The sequence below is a fragment of the Acinetobacter sp. WCHAc060025 genome (assembly GCF_004209355.1).
In the GTDB taxonomy this organism is placed as follows: domain Bacteria; phylum Pseudomonadota; class Gammaproteobacteria; order Pseudomonadales; family Moraxellaceae; genus Acinetobacter; species Acinetobacter wuhouensis.
Map to the genome: position 1 here is coordinate 106717 of NZ_SGSX01000010.1, position 17683 is coordinate 124399.

Annotated in this window: 14 protein-coding genes; 5 read left to right on the forward strand and 9 right to left on the reverse strand. The window is 38.1% G+C overall.

Annotated features, from left to right (window positions below):
* Nucleotides 1-9 precede the first annotated feature (9 nt).
* Both EXE09_RS10160 and EXE09_RS10165 read right to left on the reverse strand, forming a co-directional pair.
* Nucleotides 10-2772, reverse strand: coding sequence for a M16 family metallopeptidase (locus tag EXE09_RS10160; protein ID WP_130117191.1), 2763 nt, complete (start codon nt 2770-2772; stop codon nt 10-12).
* A gap of 140 nt (nt 2773-2912) precedes the next feature.
* Nucleotides 2913-3755, reverse strand: a complete 843-nt coding sequence (locus tag EXE09_RS10165; RefSeq protein WP_130117192.1) for a PhzF family phenazine biosynthesis protein — start codon at nt 3753-3755, stop codon at nt 2913-2915.
* Between the two features lie 498 nt (nt 3756-4253).
* Here EXE09_RS10165 and EXE09_RS10170 point away from each other — a divergent pair, with 498 nt between their 5' ends.
* Nucleotides 4254-4574, forward strand: coding sequence for a hypothetical protein (locus tag EXE09_RS10170; RefSeq protein WP_228257197.1), 321 nt, complete (start codon nt 4254-4256; stop codon nt 4572-4574).
* A 348-nt stretch (nt 4575-4922) separates the two neighbouring features.
* Here EXE09_RS10170 and EXE09_RS10175 read toward each other — a convergent pair whose 3' ends face one another.
* Complete coding sequence (locus EXE09_RS10175; RefSeq protein WP_130117193.1) at nt 4923-6314, reverse strand: L-cystine transporter; 1392 nt, start codon at nt 6312-6314, stop codon at nt 4923-4925.
* 200 nt (nt 6315-6514) lie between these two features.
* Here EXE09_RS10175 and EXE09_RS10180 point away from each other — a divergent pair, with 200 nt between their 5' ends.
* Both EXE09_RS10180 and EXE09_RS10185 read left to right on the forward strand, forming a co-directional pair.
* Entirely contained in the window at nt 6515-7096 is a 582-nt protein-coding gene (locus EXE09_RS10180; protein WP_130117194.1) for a flavin reductase family protein, read from the forward strand.
* Between the two features lie 124 nt (nt 7097-7220).
* On the forward strand, nt 7221-8408 hold the full coding sequence (locus tag EXE09_RS10185) for a YbfB/YjiJ family MFS transporter (RefSeq protein WP_165382054.1): 1188 nt from the start codon (nt 7221-7223) through the stop codon (nt 8406-8408).
* A 140-nt stretch (nt 8409-8548) separates the two neighbouring features.
* On the opposite strand, the gene EXE09_RS10190 is transcribed toward EXE09_RS10185, so the two are convergent.
* From EXE09_RS10190 to EXE09_RS10200, 3 genes are all read right to left on the reverse strand, one after another.
* Nucleotides 8549-9793, reverse strand: coding sequence for a lipase family protein (locus EXE09_RS10190; protein WP_087552583.1), 1245 nt, complete (start codon nt 9791-9793; stop codon nt 8549-8551).
* A 209-nt stretch (nt 9794-10002) separates the two neighbouring features.
* Nucleotides 10003-10881 carry a 4-hydroxybenzoate octaprenyltransferase gene (gene ubiA / locus EXE09_RS10195; RefSeq protein WP_130117196.1) on the reverse strand — a complete coding sequence of 293 codons (879 nt, stop codon included), beginning with the start codon at nt 10879-10881 and terminating at the stop codon, nt 10003-10005.
* Between the two features lie 80 nt (nt 10882-10961).
* Nucleotides 10962-11441 (reverse strand): chorismate--pyruvate lyase family protein, encoded by a 480-nt coding sequence (locus tag EXE09_RS10200; protein ID WP_087552567.1) that lies wholly within the window; start codon nt 11439-11441, stop codon nt 10962-10964.
* Between the two features lie 265 nt (nt 11442-11706).
* On the opposite strand from EXE09_RS10200, the gene EXE09_RS10205 reads away from it, so the two are divergent.
* Nucleotides 11707-13245 carry a DUF4139 domain-containing protein gene (locus EXE09_RS10205; protein WP_130117197.1) on the forward strand — a complete coding sequence of 513 codons (1539 nt, stop codon included), beginning with the start codon at nt 11707-11709 and terminating at the stop codon, nt 13243-13245.
* 80 nt (nt 13246-13325) lie between these two features.
* On the opposite strand, the gene rnk is transcribed toward EXE09_RS10205, so the two are convergent.
* The 3 genes from rnk to EXE09_RS10220 all read right to left on the reverse strand — a co-directional run bounded on the left by rnk (nt 13326) and on the right by EXE09_RS10220 (nt 16572).
* Nucleotides 13326-13730, reverse strand: a complete 405-nt coding sequence (gene rnk / locus EXE09_RS10210) for a nucleoside diphosphate kinase regulator (RefSeq protein ID WP_068975367.1) — start codon at nt 13728-13730, stop codon at nt 13326-13328.
* 162 nt (nt 13731-13892) lie between these two features.
* The gene (gene glyA / locus EXE09_RS10215; protein ID WP_068975368.1) at nt 13893-15146 is read right to left on the reverse strand and encodes a serine hydroxymethyltransferase; all 1254 of its coding nucleotides are present in this window, start codon (nt 15144-15146) and stop codon (nt 13893-13895) included.
* A gap of 187 nt (nt 15147-15333) precedes the next feature.
* Nucleotides 15334-16572, reverse strand: coding sequence for an alpha/beta hydrolase (locus tag EXE09_RS10220; protein ID WP_130117198.1), 1239 nt, complete (start codon nt 16570-16572; stop codon nt 15334-15336).
* 355 nt (nt 16573-16927) lie between these two features.
* On the opposite strand from EXE09_RS10220, the gene EXE09_RS10225 reads away from it, so the two are divergent.
* A complete protein-coding gene (locus tag EXE09_RS10225) occupies nt 16928-17629 on the forward strand; it encodes a DUF3820 family protein (protein WP_130117199.1) in 702 nt (233 codons plus the stop codon).
* Nucleotides 17630-17683: the final 54 nt, after the last annotated feature.

Below are 17683 nucleotides of genomic sequence, written 5' to 3' on the forward strand. Positions count from 1 at the left end.
AATGATTTATTACTTTGCTTGACCATATTGATCAGCCATCACTTCAACCAATTGATCTGGCTTGATATATTTCTTAATCACAGCATCCACATCTGCTTTAGTCAGTTTGGCAAACTCCTGATCTCGAACAGCACGACTATCCATTTTTTTATTACGTTCAAGTTGAGCATTGAGCATACGATGGATCACACGTTCATCTTCAAGTGTCGTCACACGTTGCTTCATAATATTGGCTTTGGCTGCTTCTAGCTCTTGGTTTGTCACACCTTTAGTCAATAAATCATTCAACACTTTATGCACGACTTGCGAAACTTCTGCGGATTTGCCTGCAGTGTAATTTGCTTCAATCGAGATTGAACCTGCTTCATTGAATGAGTCCAAATCTAGATTGCTACCAAAACCATATACCAATGCATTTTTTTCACGCAGCTCTTGTCCCAAACGTGATGATAATTGTGAATCACCCAAGATATAGCTAAATACAATCAATGCTGCCGCATCTTTATTATCTACACCAACAGGTATTGTTTGTAATGCTTGATAACTACCAAACTCACGCTGTTCAGAAAGTGCATGTACTTGTTGCGCTTTATAAGCGGTAAATTCAGTCGATAAACGTTGATATGGTTGGTTATTCTTCCAATTTCCAAATTGTTGATCTAACACTATTTTGATTGACTTAGGATCGTATTGTCCTGTAATCGAAATCTGTGCATTTTGCATTGCAAAATATTTTTTATATAGCTCAATAACTTGCTGATTGGTTGCAGCTTGAATCTGCTTTTTCGCCAATTCAGGTTCAAAATGATAACGTAAATCACCTGGCTGATACGTTTCGAGCAATCGGGCAATGGTCAATGAAGCCACAGTTTCAGGTTCTGTATAAGGACGATCCAAACTTGAAAGGCTTTGCAGTTTAATCAAATCAAATTGAGTTTGTTCAAATTTCGGATTCTTCATCACTGAAACAATGTATTTAAAGAAGTCCTCAAACTTATCTTTCTTTGCAGAAATTTGAATACTGATGCCATTATCTGTTGCAGTTGCGGTTGCACCACCACCTGACTCAATGGTTTTATCGGCAATATTTTGCAGACTATATTGGTCAGAAGCGCGTAATAATAAATAAGCCGTAAAATCTAAAATTTGTGCTTTATTCATCAACGATTCAGCAGTACCAAAATTGATATCTATGGTTGCATAGGTTTTATCGTCACGTGTTGTTGTAGGGAACAAGGCATATTGCATCCCATTTTTTAAAGTTCCACGTTGAATCTTCTTCTCAGTCGCATCTAAATACTGTTTTGATTTTTCAACATACTGCGCCACTTCAGCTTGATACACGCTAACATCTTTTAATGGCTCTGGTTGTTCAGCTTGCTGATCTAAAGTTTTTGGTTTTTCAGTTGCTTGCTTTTTCTCTAAGGCTTTTTTCTGATCTTCAGGCGTTGGTTGAATATCCCCATGAAAACGATGCGATGCTGTTAAAAAGCCTTTTAGTGTAGTATTCAGCTCATTCGCAGTCATATTTTGAATATCTTGCTGATCTTTAAAATATTGTGCCCAATTGCCATGTGATGAAACCACATAATCACTGAGCATGCCACCGACTGCTGCTGCACTACTCATCAGATTATCATTGGCATTCGACATTAAATTTTTCACACGTTTTAATTCGGTATCATCAAACTTTTTGTTTTGTTCCACCCCTGAAATCAGTGAGCTATCAATTTTTTTTGCATCATGATTCGGTGCGTAAATTGCACCCATAAACACTAAATTAAAATCATCATCTAACCATGTGGTAGATTGCACATTGGTTGCAATCCCTGTTTCAACCATACTTGAATATAAATGACCACTTGGCTGCAACGTATATAAATAGGGTGCTAATGCCAACGCTGGCTGAATTTTTTCATTTTTGCCATTCATATAAATATTAAATTTCGCCAAATCACTGCCCTTTTTGACAATGAAGTTTCTATTTTTAATATTGGCTGAATCGAGCAAAGGCACAACTGCTTGTTGTGGAATTTGACGTGCCGCGATTGGACTGAAATTTTTATCAATCGCTTTCAAGACTTCAGCTTTATCAAATTTTCCAGAAATAACCATCACCGCATTATTCGGTGCATACCAGGCTTTATAGAACGTATTGAGTTCATCCATCTTGATCGATTGTAATTCTGGCAAATCTCCAATCGGTAAACGACCAAGAGATTTATTACCATAGGCTGCTTTCCACATTTGATCCATCAGCACTGCAAAGGGCTGATCCATACGGACTTCACGTTCACGCATCACAATATTAATTTCAGACGGCACAAACTTCTCTTGCAGAACTAATTTGTCCATACGTTGTGCTTCTAGATAGATCACTTCATTTAAAGTCTTCTGATCTGGACGAACAATATTGGTATATTTCGTTGAATAATAATCTGTGCTGGCATTGGTCATCAGCGTGTATTGATCTAAACGGCGTTGGAATTCCTCACCTTTTACATCCTGAGTCCCTTTAAATGCTAAATGCTCCAGTAAATGTGCTAAACCGCCTTTACCTTGTGGGTCATTCAATGATCCAGTCAGATACACGGTATTCATAAAGACTTTGCTTTCTTTATCATTGGGTGCAAGTAGAATACGTAAACCATTGTCGAGCTTATATTCTTCAATATTATGTTCTGATTTAACTAAGACAGTTTGCGCTAAAGTTGAAGCACTAAATCCAAGAATACATAAAGACAGCGTGAGCTTTTTTAACCGCATAAGCATAAAATGAATCCAACTTTTTGAAATATTAAAATTTATATGCCAATCATCTTAAAAAAAGCTGAACACAATTTATAGTAATGTTTTGAAAAAATAGCCGTTTATTTCAACGGCTTTTGTAATAATTTGCATAATCCTATTGATTAAATAAATATCTCAGCCTGCATATACAATTTTGCATAGCCTGAAATTTCAATACGCTGTTCTTGTTGAGAATCACCTAACAACTTACAAAATAATTTCCCACCACGCTCAGAAGCCTGATAACCCACCAATTGCTGTTTTCCCAATTTCTCCGCCCAAAGTGGTGCTAAACCTGTATGCATCGAGCCTGTGACTGGATCTTCATCAATACCTTTATGCGGTGCGAAATAACGTGCAACATAGTCATATTGTGATGATGATGCTGTAATCGCAATATCAAGCGCGTCAGATTTGGCAGTTAAAGCCGTACTAATTTTATACTGTTCAGCCAATTCATGAATAACTGATAAATTCGGTTTTGCCTGAATTACCTGCTGTTCAGACTCACACACTAAAATAAAAGCCTGGGCATTACGATAGACCTCTTGAATTGGTTGATCAATCACTTGATTTAACAACTCAGGATAATCATTCAATTTCTCTGCTGGACGAATTGGAAAATTCATTTGAATCTTGCCATCACCTGCTTGATTGATAATGAAAATGCCTAAATTTTTCACATGAAAATGAATCGTTTTTGACAGCGTATAATCTTTAAATAATACAAATGCAGAAGCCAATGTTGCATGTCCACAAAAGTCCACTTCAACTTTGGGTGTAAACCAGCGAATGTGATAATTCTCCTCATCAATACGTTTTACAAAAGCGGTTTCAGCTAAATTATTTTCTAGGGCAATATTTTGCATCAATGCATCATCAAGCCATTCATCCAGTACCAAAACCGCAGCAGGATTTCCCTTAAATAAATCTTGTGTAAAAGCATCGACTTGATACATTTTCATGGTTTAGACTCCTTATCTAGTTAATGTTACGCAGTAACATCAAAACATTTTTGTTTCTCAATAAAATTGGATACGCGATAACGTCATCCGCAACGTGTTTGAGGCAGGACTACATCTATAAGTTAATGTTTCTGCGATATATCAATCAAAAGATGGTAGTTGACGAGTTTTGCGGATGACAATGGTTTTGCCTACTTTTTCCGAAAAAAAAGTAGGGCGAGCCGCAGGCTAATCCTGAAATTAAAACTTTCGATGTACGACTCCGCCGAGTGTGCTCTAAAACAGTTTGAAAAGTGCTTCGTTTTTTAAAGTGCGTAACATCAGTTATTTAGGATAATTCTAAACAATTATCAAAATGAATACAGATACAATTTAGATCATAAAATAGGTACAGATTAAAAACCGATGCATTCTCAAATTTGCCTAGACTACCCATTCACATGAACAAGATGGTATAAGACATAAGTTATTTCAAATAGTTGGGATATGATGAAAATAATGAATTTAACTGCATTCAAGCTAATGATGTTCGGCTTGATTATTTTCAGTCCGATGGCACATGCTAAAAATGAAACGTGGCTTGCGGGTACACGCTACAAAGGTCAACTGACCATTCCAATGGGAAATCAAACCCTTTTATGGAAATGTAATGGCTCAGTATGTCGTGTGTCAGGTTCATTTACCCATACATTATCACTTGAAGCATGTCAGGCATTGGTCAAACGTACAGGACCACTACGTTTCTTCAAGAATACTCAGGGAAAAATTTGGACATATAACTCAAAAGAATTGGCTGAATGCAATAAAGCTGCGCGTTAAGTTTTTCTTTTAAGCAGTAACATCAAATGCATATTTAAATCTCGAAAAAAAGTGGATACGCGCTAACGTCATCCGCAACGTGTTTGAGGTATGAGCCAGTCATGGCGCAAGATCTATAAGCTAATGTTTCTGCGATATATCAATCAAAAGATGGTAGCTGACGAGTTTTGCGGTGAGGAGCAACGCTCCGCAAGGTGGTTTTCTTGCGAAGCTTCGCTTCTCATTTTCCGAAAAAAAGTAGGTCGAGCCGAAGGCTAGTCCCTAAATCAAAACTTTTGATGTAAGACACCGCCAAAGAAGAATAATAACATTTAAAAATAAGTACCTTTATCTAATGCGTAACATCAATTAACGATTCGCCAATTCACCATGTTCTTCTGACATTAAAATCTCTTGATTGGTTTGCCCCATAAGCTGGCTGGTCACCATGCCTGCTGTCATCGAACCATCGACATTTAAAGCGGTACGCCCCATATCAATCAAAGGCTCAATTGAAATCAGCAATGCAACCAAAGTCACAGGCAACCCCATAATTGGCAACACGATTAAAGCGGCAAAAGTTGCTCCACCACCCACGCCTGCAACACCAATCGAGCTTAAAGTCACCACACAAACTAAGGTTAAAATCCAAACAGGATCAAGTGGATTGATTCCTACAGTTGGCGCAACCATGACTGCTAACATTGCAGGATATAAGCCTGCACAGCCATTTTGTCCAATGGTTGTACCAAATGATGCAGAGAAGCTGGCAATCGACTCAGGGACACCAAGACGTTGAGTTTGCGCCTCAATATTCAAAGGAATACTGGCAGCACTTGAACGACTGGTGAAAGCAAAAGTCAGTACAGGCAATACTTTTTTGAAGAAACGTAATGGGTTCACACCTGTGAGCAGTAAAACAATTGCATGCACTCCGAACATAATCGCCAAGCCGAGATAGGAAGCCACCAGAAAACCACCTAAGTTGATCATGTCCGCAGCTTTTGAGCTGGCAACAACTTTAGTGATCAAAGCAAATACACCATAAGGAGTAAATGTCATCACCAAACGTACCAATTTCATCACCCAAGCTTGTAAAGTATCAATTGCGGTGACGATACGTTGCCCTTTTTCCGCATCATCTTTAATTAGATTTAATCCTGCTAAACCCAATAAAGTTGCAAAAATGACCACACTGATAATTGAGGTTGGATGCGCACCCGTTAATTCTGCAAAAGGATTGGTCGGTAAAAATGATAGGATAAAATCTGGGACACTTAAATCTGTTACTTTTCCAATATATTCCGTTTGAATTGCTTCTAGACGTGCTGTTTCTTGCATACCTTGAACCAAACCAGCAGCACTTAATCCAAATAAATTAACCACAAATACACCCACTAAGGCTGCAATAAAGGTGGTGAATAATAAGGTTCCAATACTAATGAAACTGATTTTTCCTAAGGAAGATGCATTGTGTAATTTAATCACTGCGCTCAGAATTGAAACTAAAACCAATGGCATGACCACCATTTGTAATAACTTCACATAACCATTACCAACAATATTAAACCATTGAATTGATTCATCTAAAACAGCAGTATTTGTTCCGTAAACCCAATGTAATCCCAACCCGAATACAACACCTAAACATAAGCCTGCAAATACTTTTTTCGCCAGACTCCAGTCTGTTTTTCGCGTTTGCATCAGCAAGATGATTAGGGCAATGAATATGACAATATTCACAATGAGTGGATAATTCATATGAGTTCCAATAGTTTCGATCGCTTTATTATATGCTGAATGTGAAATATCCAACAGTCTTTAGCATTTTTGCAGATTTAACAGCTATTTTTTAAACAATCTGAATCAATAATAAAAACAATTAATTATTGAGAATATGTAAATTTTGCATAAGCTTGTGTAAAGAAAGACTAACTATATCAAAGCATTCAAGGTAGCTTATGAATCCGTACATTCAACCCGTAGAACTGGAAAAAGCTTATCGCTTGCTCAATCATGGACCTACGGTACTTGTTTCTGCACAGCATGAGGATGAAAGAAATGTAATGACCGCAGCTTGGGCATGTGCTTTAGAACTTGTTCCTGCAAAAGTCAGCGTTGTTTTAGATAAAAGTACCAAGACTCGAAAACTAATCGAAGCTTCAGGTTATTTCATCTTGCAAGTTCCCACATTGAAACAAATTAAATTGGTACAGCAATTGGGGTCAATTAGCCAATTTAATGATCCTCAGAAATTAGAGCATTGTCATACCCCTTTATTCCAATTTGAAGATTCTCCTCTACCTGCCGTTGAAGATTGTGCCGCTTGGCTAATCTGTGAGTTGATTTCAGAACCCCATAATCAGCAAACTCACGATTTATTTATTGGAAAAGTTGTTGCAGCTTATGCTGATTCACGCGTATTTCGCAATGGTCATTGGTATTATCATGAAGTGAGTTCTGAATGGAAAAGCCTACATCATGTTGCAGGTGGACATTATTACACCATTGGTGATCCTGTCGATGCCAATAAATGTTTGTGACACCAAGATCAATTAGACCAAACGATCAAATATCACTCGATAAAATAATGGTTATTTATTGTCTATTGGATCAATTCACTTTATCGTGAATTGGTCAAAACAGATGATGAATCACATGAATAGGATGTTCAGTAATAAAATTCAGCTCAGTCTTTTCCTCTGTTTAAGCATGTGCTTAGGCATTGGCATACTTCGTTTTTCCTATACAGCTTTACTTCCTTCAACTCGTCTTGCATATGGATGGGATACGAATTTTGCCAGCATTCTGAGTAGTGCAAACTTATTGGGTTATTTAATCGGTGCTTTCTGGGCAATGAAATTACCCCAAAACGCCACTATGCCACGCTATCTCTTAATTGCGGCTTTTTCCGGTGCGATCAGTTTACTCAGTTGCGCATTTTCAGGATTACACGAAACATGGTATGTGTTTTGGCGTGTCATTTCGGGAATCAGTGGAGGGTTATTGATGATCCTTTCACCGAGTGTCGTAGCACAATGTTGTAAAGCGGAAGATCGTTTAACTATTAATTTTATCGGTTTTAGCGGTATAGGCATCGGGGTTTTATTGGCAACCTTATTCCTCCCCTATTTAGACCGTATTAGCACCCAATCTGCATGGTTGATTTTATTTGCCTTTTCAACGTTGATTTGTTTAGTCATCACCTATTTATTGTCTATTTTTAAAAGTCATCTCAGTCAAATTTCTGCTGCTCCACAGCATATCAATAGCGTCAATGGCATGTATCTGAGTTTGCTTATTGTCTATGCAAGTAGTGCTTTTGCCTATGTGCCACATTCATTATTTTGGATTGATTATCTAAAAAATACGCTACATTTAAATTTATCATTCATTAATTTGAATTGGATTTTATATGGTTCAGGCAGTGCTTTAGGTGCAATCAGTGCTTTCTTATTGGCTCGAAAATTTGGCAATTTCACTGCATTGAAAATTCTCTATAGCCTCTACGTCCTAGCCATTCTTATCGCAATCTTTTCGACCATTTCTATTTTTACTTATATTTCATCGTTTTTTACAGGTTTACTCAACCCTGCTGTTGTATTTTTGACTTCTTATACGATTTTACAGCTCTATGGTATGGCATATAAAAAATTATGGAGTATGGCAACATTGGCTTTTGCCATCACGCAGTTAATCGGTGGAATTTGCTTTAGTGTGTTACAGCATTGGGGTGTATCGTATCATCAGCAATTCATACTGGCTTCCGCTGTATTGTGTATTGGCACAGTTCAATTTCTTGTCTATTCACAAATCAACCGAGCACAGATGCATAATAACTCGAACGAATCGTGATTTTTGACTCGATGTACATACATAACTCTATGCGAACTATGCACGATGAGTAGAGAAATTATTATGTAAATAAAAAGCAGAGCTTCATCAGAAACTCTGCTTTATTCAACCGAAACATATTGTTAAAAATGCGAATTAAATTACTTCGTTGTTGGCATTTTCTCTTTAATAAAATCCACCAATTCAGGATTCTTCGCCACAATTGCACCAGTATGATCAGCTTGTTCTACAAGTAAGAATTTAACATCTGTGCCCATATCTTTCAGACCTTGCTGTAATTGCGCAGTCACTTGATAAGGTACAGCCATATCTAATTTGCCCTGAATAATCATCACAGGTGCATTAATTTTCTTCGTCGCCGGTTGGTTATCTGCTAAGAACTTTTTAACTGTCGCATTCTCTTGGAAATCTCCAGCCAAACCAGGGTAGTTAAGAACGGTCTTACCTGCATTTTTAACCAAGTAATCTTGAATGTCAGCAGCAAATTTATCGTGTAAATCAGTTAAACATAAGCCATTTTCACCTGTAGTACCTTCTGCAAATTCAGCTACACTTCTTGAACGCTCTTGGAATATCTCGCGATAGTTAAATTTTGGATCATAGGCGGTAATTCCTACAGTGGTATATGCCGCATAAGCCAATAACTCAGCATAAACTTCTACAGCCGTTCCAGTTGGTAGTTTACCTTCTTGTTCTTGCTGAAGAATCCCTTGAATCGCCTGTGGTGCAACCACGGAAATAATATATCCCAAACTGGATGCAGGTGCGCCCGCAACAGCACCTTTGTAGTTAGCATCATTATTTGATAGTTCAGCAGTACCTAACGAGGCATGACCACCTTGAGATTGTCCAACTGACATCCATTGCCCATTGATCTGGGTAGAATAATGTTCTTTATAGGCTTTGACTGCATAAATTGCAGAATTGGCAGCGCTCTTTAAATTAAGGTATGGATGAATACCTGCTGTACCAAGCCCCTCATAATCAGGAGCAATGATGACATAACCTTCTTTTAACAGACTTTCTGCCATATTTTTAAAGCGTGGGTTAAATGCATTATTACTTGGCGCACAGCTATCACCAATCCCAACTGTACCATGTTCCCAAACTACAACTTTCCAACCATCTGTAGGTCGTGTCGTTTTAGGGACAAAGACCATCGCTGTCGCTTTCTTTGTTTCTCCCAAAACATTCGGCATGTTATAGGTCATCACTTTGACCGATGCAGCTGAACTCATTTGATCTAAGTTATATGATTTTTCAGATACATAAGTTTTATTTGATGTCCAATTGTCCCACTTATCATTGTCATCATTACACGCAGTGATCAGCAAAGTTACACTGCACGTCATTGCGATCAGTGTCTTTTTAAAGAATGTCGTCATTACAAAGTCCTCGATTTTTGTTGTATTAACAGCTCCATGTTGCAACATTGCATCGCATAAATTATCTTTATCACGTCAAAATATGCGAGCAACTCGCAATAATTAAACATAAAAAAAAGCATCTTACTAGGATGCTTTTTACCAAAAAGTCGAATAATTACTTAAACAAATTCGACCAGTTTTTAGAATATTTAATTTTCAAGACACAGTTAAAACAATGCGATAAAAATCCCAACAAAAATAATCAAACCTACCCAACGATTATGTCTAAATGCCCAAAAACACCACTGTGGATCGCGATCTTTGGTTTTGGTCCACTGATAAATAAAATCGGCAATCACCAATAACAATGCAATTAAGCCAATTGGAATTAAAATATTTTCCAAATACAGCGCTGCACCGATCAGAATGACACTGGTTGCCTGCAATAAAGAAATGATTTCAATATCGTATTTTCCAAATAAAATGGCAGTGGATTTCACCCCAATTTTTAAATCATATTCACGGTCAGTAATGGCATACTGCGTATCATAAGCGACTGTCCAAGCTAGATTACCGAAATAAAGCAACCAGCACGTCCAATCCAAAGGTTTACCCATCGCCGTGAATGACATTGGAATCCCCCATGAAAATGCCATACCTAAAACCACTTGTGGTAAATGGGTATAACGCTTCATAAATGGATAGACAAAAGCCAAAACTAAACCCGCTAATGCACAATAAAATGTGGCGATCGGCAAGAAGAATAAAGTACAAGCGCTTAACGCAACCAAACCAATGAATACACCTATTGCTTCTTTGGCTGAAATAATACCTGTAGCTAATGGACGATTCTTGGTTCGTTCAACATGCGCATCCACTTTACGATCTGCAAAATCATTGATGGCACAACCTGCCGCACGCATGAAAATCGTGCCCAAAACCATTGCCACTAAAGTCACTAAATCAGGAATACCTTCTGCCGCAATCCAGAGTGCCCACATCGTTGGCCAAAAGACCAATTCTGTGCCAATTGGCTTATCAAAACGACATAAATAATAATAAGCTTCTAACCGTTGTCGCAAAGTGGTTTGTTGCGCTATTGCCATGACAGTCCTTCAGTAAGCTTGAATATCAATGATATTTAAGGCTTGGTTAACACATGTTTTGATTCATTCAAATCAAAGTATCATTTAGAAATCATTTGTTGCTGCAAAAATTGTTCAAAAGCAGGTAAAAAAGTTTCCTGTACAATGAATTTACAACCATGCCAAGTATAGCAACTTTGACGCGTCCAACCATCTGCCAACTTTAAAACACGGCGCTCGCACAATGGTGTTGTCCGTTGGAACAGGAATTTTCCAATCGGTTGATTACGAATGTGTTTAAACAGGCGTGCTTTACGATGGATACTGAGAATAGGAAAAATACTTTTGGCTTTCACCCACGGTTGTGCATCACAGCCATATAAATAACTTTCTCGTACCCACGAAGTGTGTTGATACGGCATTTTCATCCATTGACTATCGATCAATGTCATTCTTTGATAATGCTCTTGAAGTGGTTGAACTTTAAAAACGCCACCCGCCACATCAGTTAATTGTTGGGTTAATGAACCTTGTGCATACAACCATGTTTTTAATTCAGGAGGAAAACGCTGATCCCGCATTGAGCATGATTGTTTCAATGTTCTACCCTTCAATTTTTCGATGCCTCAGTGTAACTGAAATTTAGATATTTGTTTGCAATGCGCATTAAAATAATAGGGTTTGGTGTGAAAAATCATCATTTGAGAATTAATTAATATTACTCAATATAGAATTTCAAATCATCAGAAAATATTTTATACACCCTCCACTCTATATTTTTACATTAAAAATGCTTTCTGCTACATTTCAATGAATCGCTTAAATTCCACCTTTATGGACAATAAAATGAAGATAAAAGCACTATTACACTTCAGTCTTTTTTGTATTCCTTCAAGTTACTGTTTTGCACTGGGGCTATCTCAATCGCCTATTCAGCAAGTTACGCTCTACCCGACTGTTGCCAAAATTGAGCGAAGCATTCCAGTCCAAGCAGGTGAACAATTGGTGACATTGACGGGACTTGCAGCTAACTTTGATATCAATCAATTGCAATATCAAAGTACCAATATAGAAGTGAATGCTGTTTCACATACCGACAGTGCGCTTGATAAACCTGCAGGCAATGAATCTAGCCAATTACGCAATAAAATTGATGACATTAAAAAGAAAATTTCTGAGCAAAATTCAATTATTCAAGCGGCTGAACTGCAAAATAAATTTCTGGGTAATGTGACCACTGGCTCTGCTTCAGTTGTACGTGAGCAAGCTTACCAAGCCTTTATTGCCATTGATAAAGCTAAAATTGAAAAAGAAAAACTCGCACAACGCCTAGAAGAACTAGAACAGGATTTAAATGCGATTGGCGATAGCGAGTTTAATCAACGAACGCTTAAATTTTATGTCAATGCACCACAACGTGGTGAAATTACCCTGAGCTATATGGTGCCTTATGCACGCTGGCAACCGACATATAAAGCTGAACTCAATACACAAACCAAGCAAGTCAAACTCACACGTATGACGATGATTGCGCAAAAAACAGGAGAGGACTGGAATAATGTCAAACTTGCACTATCCACTTCGACACCACAAAATTATGTACAACAAATTCAACCACAACAATGGTGGGTAGACTATTACGAACCACAACCATATCCAATGCCTGCACCTGCCCCAGTGTTGGCAGAAGTCGCTTTTTCTGACAGCAGTGCTGAAAAATTAGGAAAAAGTCAACGCAATCCTGCACCAGCTTTTCCCCAATTTCAATCAATGGATCTTAACTTTAGTACCGAATTCCGTTCTGGAACTAAAGCGACTATTCCAAGCAGTCAACAACAGATTTACTTACCACTCAGCGCCGAACAGTACCCTGCAAAACTCTCAGTTTGGGCGATTCCGAAACAAAGTACACAAGCAACACTGAATGCAGAAATTGCCAAACTTGATCAAAATTGGCCATCTGGAACAGTCAAACTTTATCGAGATGGGGACTATATTGGTCAAAGGGCGTGGAGTAATAGTGCTGACGAAGCCTTACAAATGAGTTTTGGTGTAGATGAACAAATTCAGGTTAAAGTTGTCGATCTAACGGATAAGAAAAGCCCTGTACGCAGTCAATCAGAAACCATTCAAAAACAGCAGTATTCGATTCAAAATTTGCATAATTATCCAATGGCTGTGACCATTTTTGAGTCAGAACCGCAAAGTCGTAATGACAAACTGACAACGCAATCCGTTTATAGCACACCACCAACAGCAACTAAGTGGAATGACCAACCCAATATCAACCAATGGCACATCAATTTAGAACCAAAACAGACCTTTAAACTAGATGTACAACATCAGTTTAAATACCCAAGCAAAGGTAATACTTCAGGTTTTTAAAGTTTAAATTTTAGGAATAATAAAGCCCAGTCTGACTGGGCTTTGTTTTAATCGATATTCTCTATTTAAAACATCAAAGATTAATTAAAATCACCTTCTCTTTCAGGCTGAAAAAGCACTTTTTCAATTTTAATCTTCATGGTATGACCATCTGGTTGTGGCCATTCAATTTCTTGACCTTCAGCTAAACCAAGAATTGCAGCACCCACAGGAGCAACGATGTTCACTTGACCTTTATCACCGTGGAAATCATGCGGATAAACCAAAGTGATTTCTGTCGACTCTGTAGCAGGTGCAATAGTGATCAACACTTTGGCATTCATTGTCACAACATTGGTCGGAACATCTTGTGGTGCAACAACATCAGCTCGCGCCAATTCTTCTTCTAAATGTTGCATTGTCGGCGTCAATTTCGCCTGATGCTCTAACATCGTTTCAAGTCGGTTTAAATCTTGTTCAGAAATAATAATATTCGGTTTTGCCATGTGCTTAATTCCTTTGACCTTTCACATCATTTGCTATAGCAGTGATCATTTTAATAAATTCTATTTCTTTTATAACAGATATTTATATCGTAAGTGGAACTATTCCACTTTTTACTTCAGCATAAAAAAAGCCCCCTTGAGGGGGCTTTCTCAAGTCAATGCTTATTTTGCATAAACTGGGAATTTAGCACATACCGCTTCAACTTTCGCTTTCACAGTATTGATCACAGCTTCATCACCTTTCGCATCAAGGATATCTGCAATCCAGCCAGCCAAGTCACGAACTTCAGCTTCACCGAAACCACGTGTAGTTACAGCAGGCGTACCGATACGGATACCAGATGTAACGAATGGCGAGCGTGGATCATTTGGTACAGAGTTTTTGTTCACAGTAATGTGAGCAGCACCTAACCATGCATCAGCATCTTTACCAGTCACATCTTGCTTAATTAAAGACAACAAGAATAAATGGTTTTCAGTACCACCAGAAACCACATCATAACCACGAGCGATCAATACTTCAGCCATCGCTTGAGCATTTTTAACCACTTGTTGTTGATATGTTTTGTATTCAGGAGCCATCGCTTCTTTAAAGCAGATTGCTTTAGCCGCTACAGCGTGAACTAAAGGACCACCTTGGTTACCTGGGAATACAGCAGATTGAAGTTTTTTCTCGATTTCTTCATTTGCTTTTGCAAGGATTAAACCTGAACGTGGACCACGTAAAGTTTTATGTGTAGTCGTTGTTGTTACGTCAGCAATTTGAACTGGGCTTGGGTAAACACCCGCAGCAACTAAACCTGCAACGTGTGCCATATCTACGAATAAATATGCGCCAACTTTGTCCGCGATGTCACGGAAACGTTGCCAATCAACGATTTGGCTATAAGCAGAGAAACCTGCCACGATCATACGTGGTTTGTGTTCTACAGCTAAACGCTCAACTTCTTCGTAATCGATTTCACCAGTTTCTGGGTTTAAACCGTATTGAATTGCATTATACGTTTTACCAGAGAAGCTAACTTTAGCACCGTGAGTCAAGTGACCACCGTGAGCAAGGCTCATACCTAATACTGTATCACCAGGATTAAGAAGCGCTAAATAAACTGCTGAGTTTGCTTGTGAACCCGCATGTGGTTGAACGTTAGCATAATCAGCACCGAATAATTCTTTAGCACGATCAATCGCCAATTGCTCGATCACATCTACATATTCACAACCGCCGTAGTAGCGTTTGCCTGGATAACCTTCCGCATATTTGTTAGTGAGTTTTGATCCTTGAGCTTCCATTACTGCTGGTGAGCAATAGTTTTCAGATGCGATCAACTCAATATGAGCTTCTTGACGAGCATCTTCTTGAGCAATTGCTTGAGCGATTTCTGGATCAAATTCAGAAATAGAGATATTGGCGAACATTAGCGAGGTCCTATGAATTAGGGCTTTTAAGCCGTGCTAAGATTGCGCGCATTGTAACATGAAATAATCGCTTATACAGAATGAAGTTTGCTCTGTTTTAAATAAAAATGGTTCATGCTTAAAACACGAACCATTTGATTAAAATATGATGATTTTAATATCCATCATGATGTACAGAATCATGAATTTATTGAGCAGGCATCATGCTTTTCACATCGTTCACAATATTCGCTAAATTTGCCGTGTACGCGGTGGTATGATCCCACTCCGCTTCAGTACGATACGTGATGTTACTTTGTTTCGCACCATCTCCTGTGAGTAAAAAGTCTGTCACTTTTTTCGGTACTGTTGCATCCGCACCACCTTGATAAATAATCACAGGCTGATTCAGTTTAACTTGTAACGGTTGAGACTCTGAAATAAGGAATGTGCTCACAGCAGATAATTCAAGAAAATTACTCTGTGTTCTTGGATAGCCTTCTAGTGAATAATTATTTTCAGACGCATATTTCATCATTCCGCCCCCCAACGTCTGTCCGACATCCCCTGAACATAATGTTTCAGCAGATTGTGCTAGTGTATCTGTTGGGGATTTAAAAACCTGACTAAAAGTTAGTTGTGGATTTTTATTACGCAAGCCCGCTGTAATCAATGCCGTATAGGTATCTAAAGAAGCCAATGTTGAAATTTTAGCGCTTAAATCATTCATTTCATTTGCTTGTGCTTCACCACCTAGCAAAATTAAAGACAGATTAGATGCAGGTGCAACGGCAATCGTTCCTTTATAGTTCAATTGTGCTCTTGATGCATATTGAGCAGCACCTAATGCAGCTTGTCCACCTTGAGAATGTCCAATCGCCAACCAATCCTTACTGACAGGCTTACCTTGTTTTTTAATATAATCTCGTGCAGCTACGACAGCATCTGTAATCGAATAAGCTTCACTTTTTAAATTTAAGAATGGATGTGCTTCACGACCACTTGGCTCACCTAAACCTTCATAATCTGGCGCAACAACCACATAACCCTGAGCAAGTAATTGCTTCAATAATACTTCTGTCCCTTTTAGACCTTGCTGACTCGGTGCACATTTGTCCGCTACACCTGTAGTCCCATGCGCCCATGCAACCACAGGCCAACCTGCTGCTGGCGGTGTTGTTTTAGGTACAAAAACTAAAGCAGTGGCTTGTGTTTCTTTATCATTTACCCCTTTCATTTTATAAGTCATCACCACACTTTCAGCTGCGACGGCACTCATATCATCTTTAGAATATGCCGTTGGGATTCCCACAACTGGATTGGTAATATTATTGGCATTCGGATCAGTACTCCCAATGATTGAACTACCATTATCATCACTATCATTACAAGCACTTAGGATTAAACCAGAACTTAAAATGAGCACCGTTAACAGATTTCTTTTCATGTGACTTATCCTTAAACACAATTTTAAAATTTTGTATGCAAACTACATTTCGCACGTTAATTCATCAATACGTCAAAAATATATGTTAGGCAAGCATTTTTACAGCGAATTTTTAACAATCATTCTATAAATCAAATAAGCTCTATAAGTAGATTAAACTTTAAGAATAACAGCCAACTTATTGAGAGGTTTTTAATCTCGCCATGACATTTTGGTCATTCAAAAAATCATGGACATCGGATATTGATAATAAAGTTGTCGTTAAAATAAAAATATCACGCTTTAAATTGTATTCATTTCTCAAAAACGCTAGTGTAATAAAGTTTTCCGTTTTACTGGCTTGGGAATAAAAGGCATGCAGGCAATTATTTTAGATACTGAAACTCACACATTGAATGGTTTACCCATTGAAATTGCTTATGCACCGATCCAAATTCAAGCTGGCAAACTCAGTCTAGACCGTGAACAAATGTTTGATCAGCTCTATAGCATTGGCGATGAAAAAATCGCTTTCGGTTCAATGGCTGTACATCATATTTTAGAATCAGATTTGATCGGACAACCAAATTTTTCCAGTTTTACATTACCCTCGGACACGACCTATATCATTGGACATAATATTGACTATGATATTCGTGCAATTCAACAATGTGGTGTCGATACTTCTCAGATCAAAGCCATTTGTACCCTTGCCCTTGCGCGTTTAGTTTGGCCAGATGCCGAAGCACATAACATTTCAGCGCTGATTTATATGATCAGTAAAGGCAGTGAAAAAGCACGAGAGATGTTAAAAGGTGCGCATCGTGCAGATGCAGACATTATTTTGACTGCCAATATCTTAATGCACATTATTTATCATTTGAAAATTCAAACAATTGAAGAGCTTTATGAGGTATCAGAAGATGCCAGAATTCCACGTAGTATCAATTTTGGAAAGCATCGTGGTACTGCGATTGCAGAATTGCCAAATGATTATGTGCAATGGTTACTTCGTCAGGAAGACTTAGACCCATATCTGCGTAAAGCACTCGAAAATGCGAATTTAATCACACTTTAAGCTTATGATTTGTAATAATAAAGTCATATTAGTGTAATTTTCATTCTTTATCCT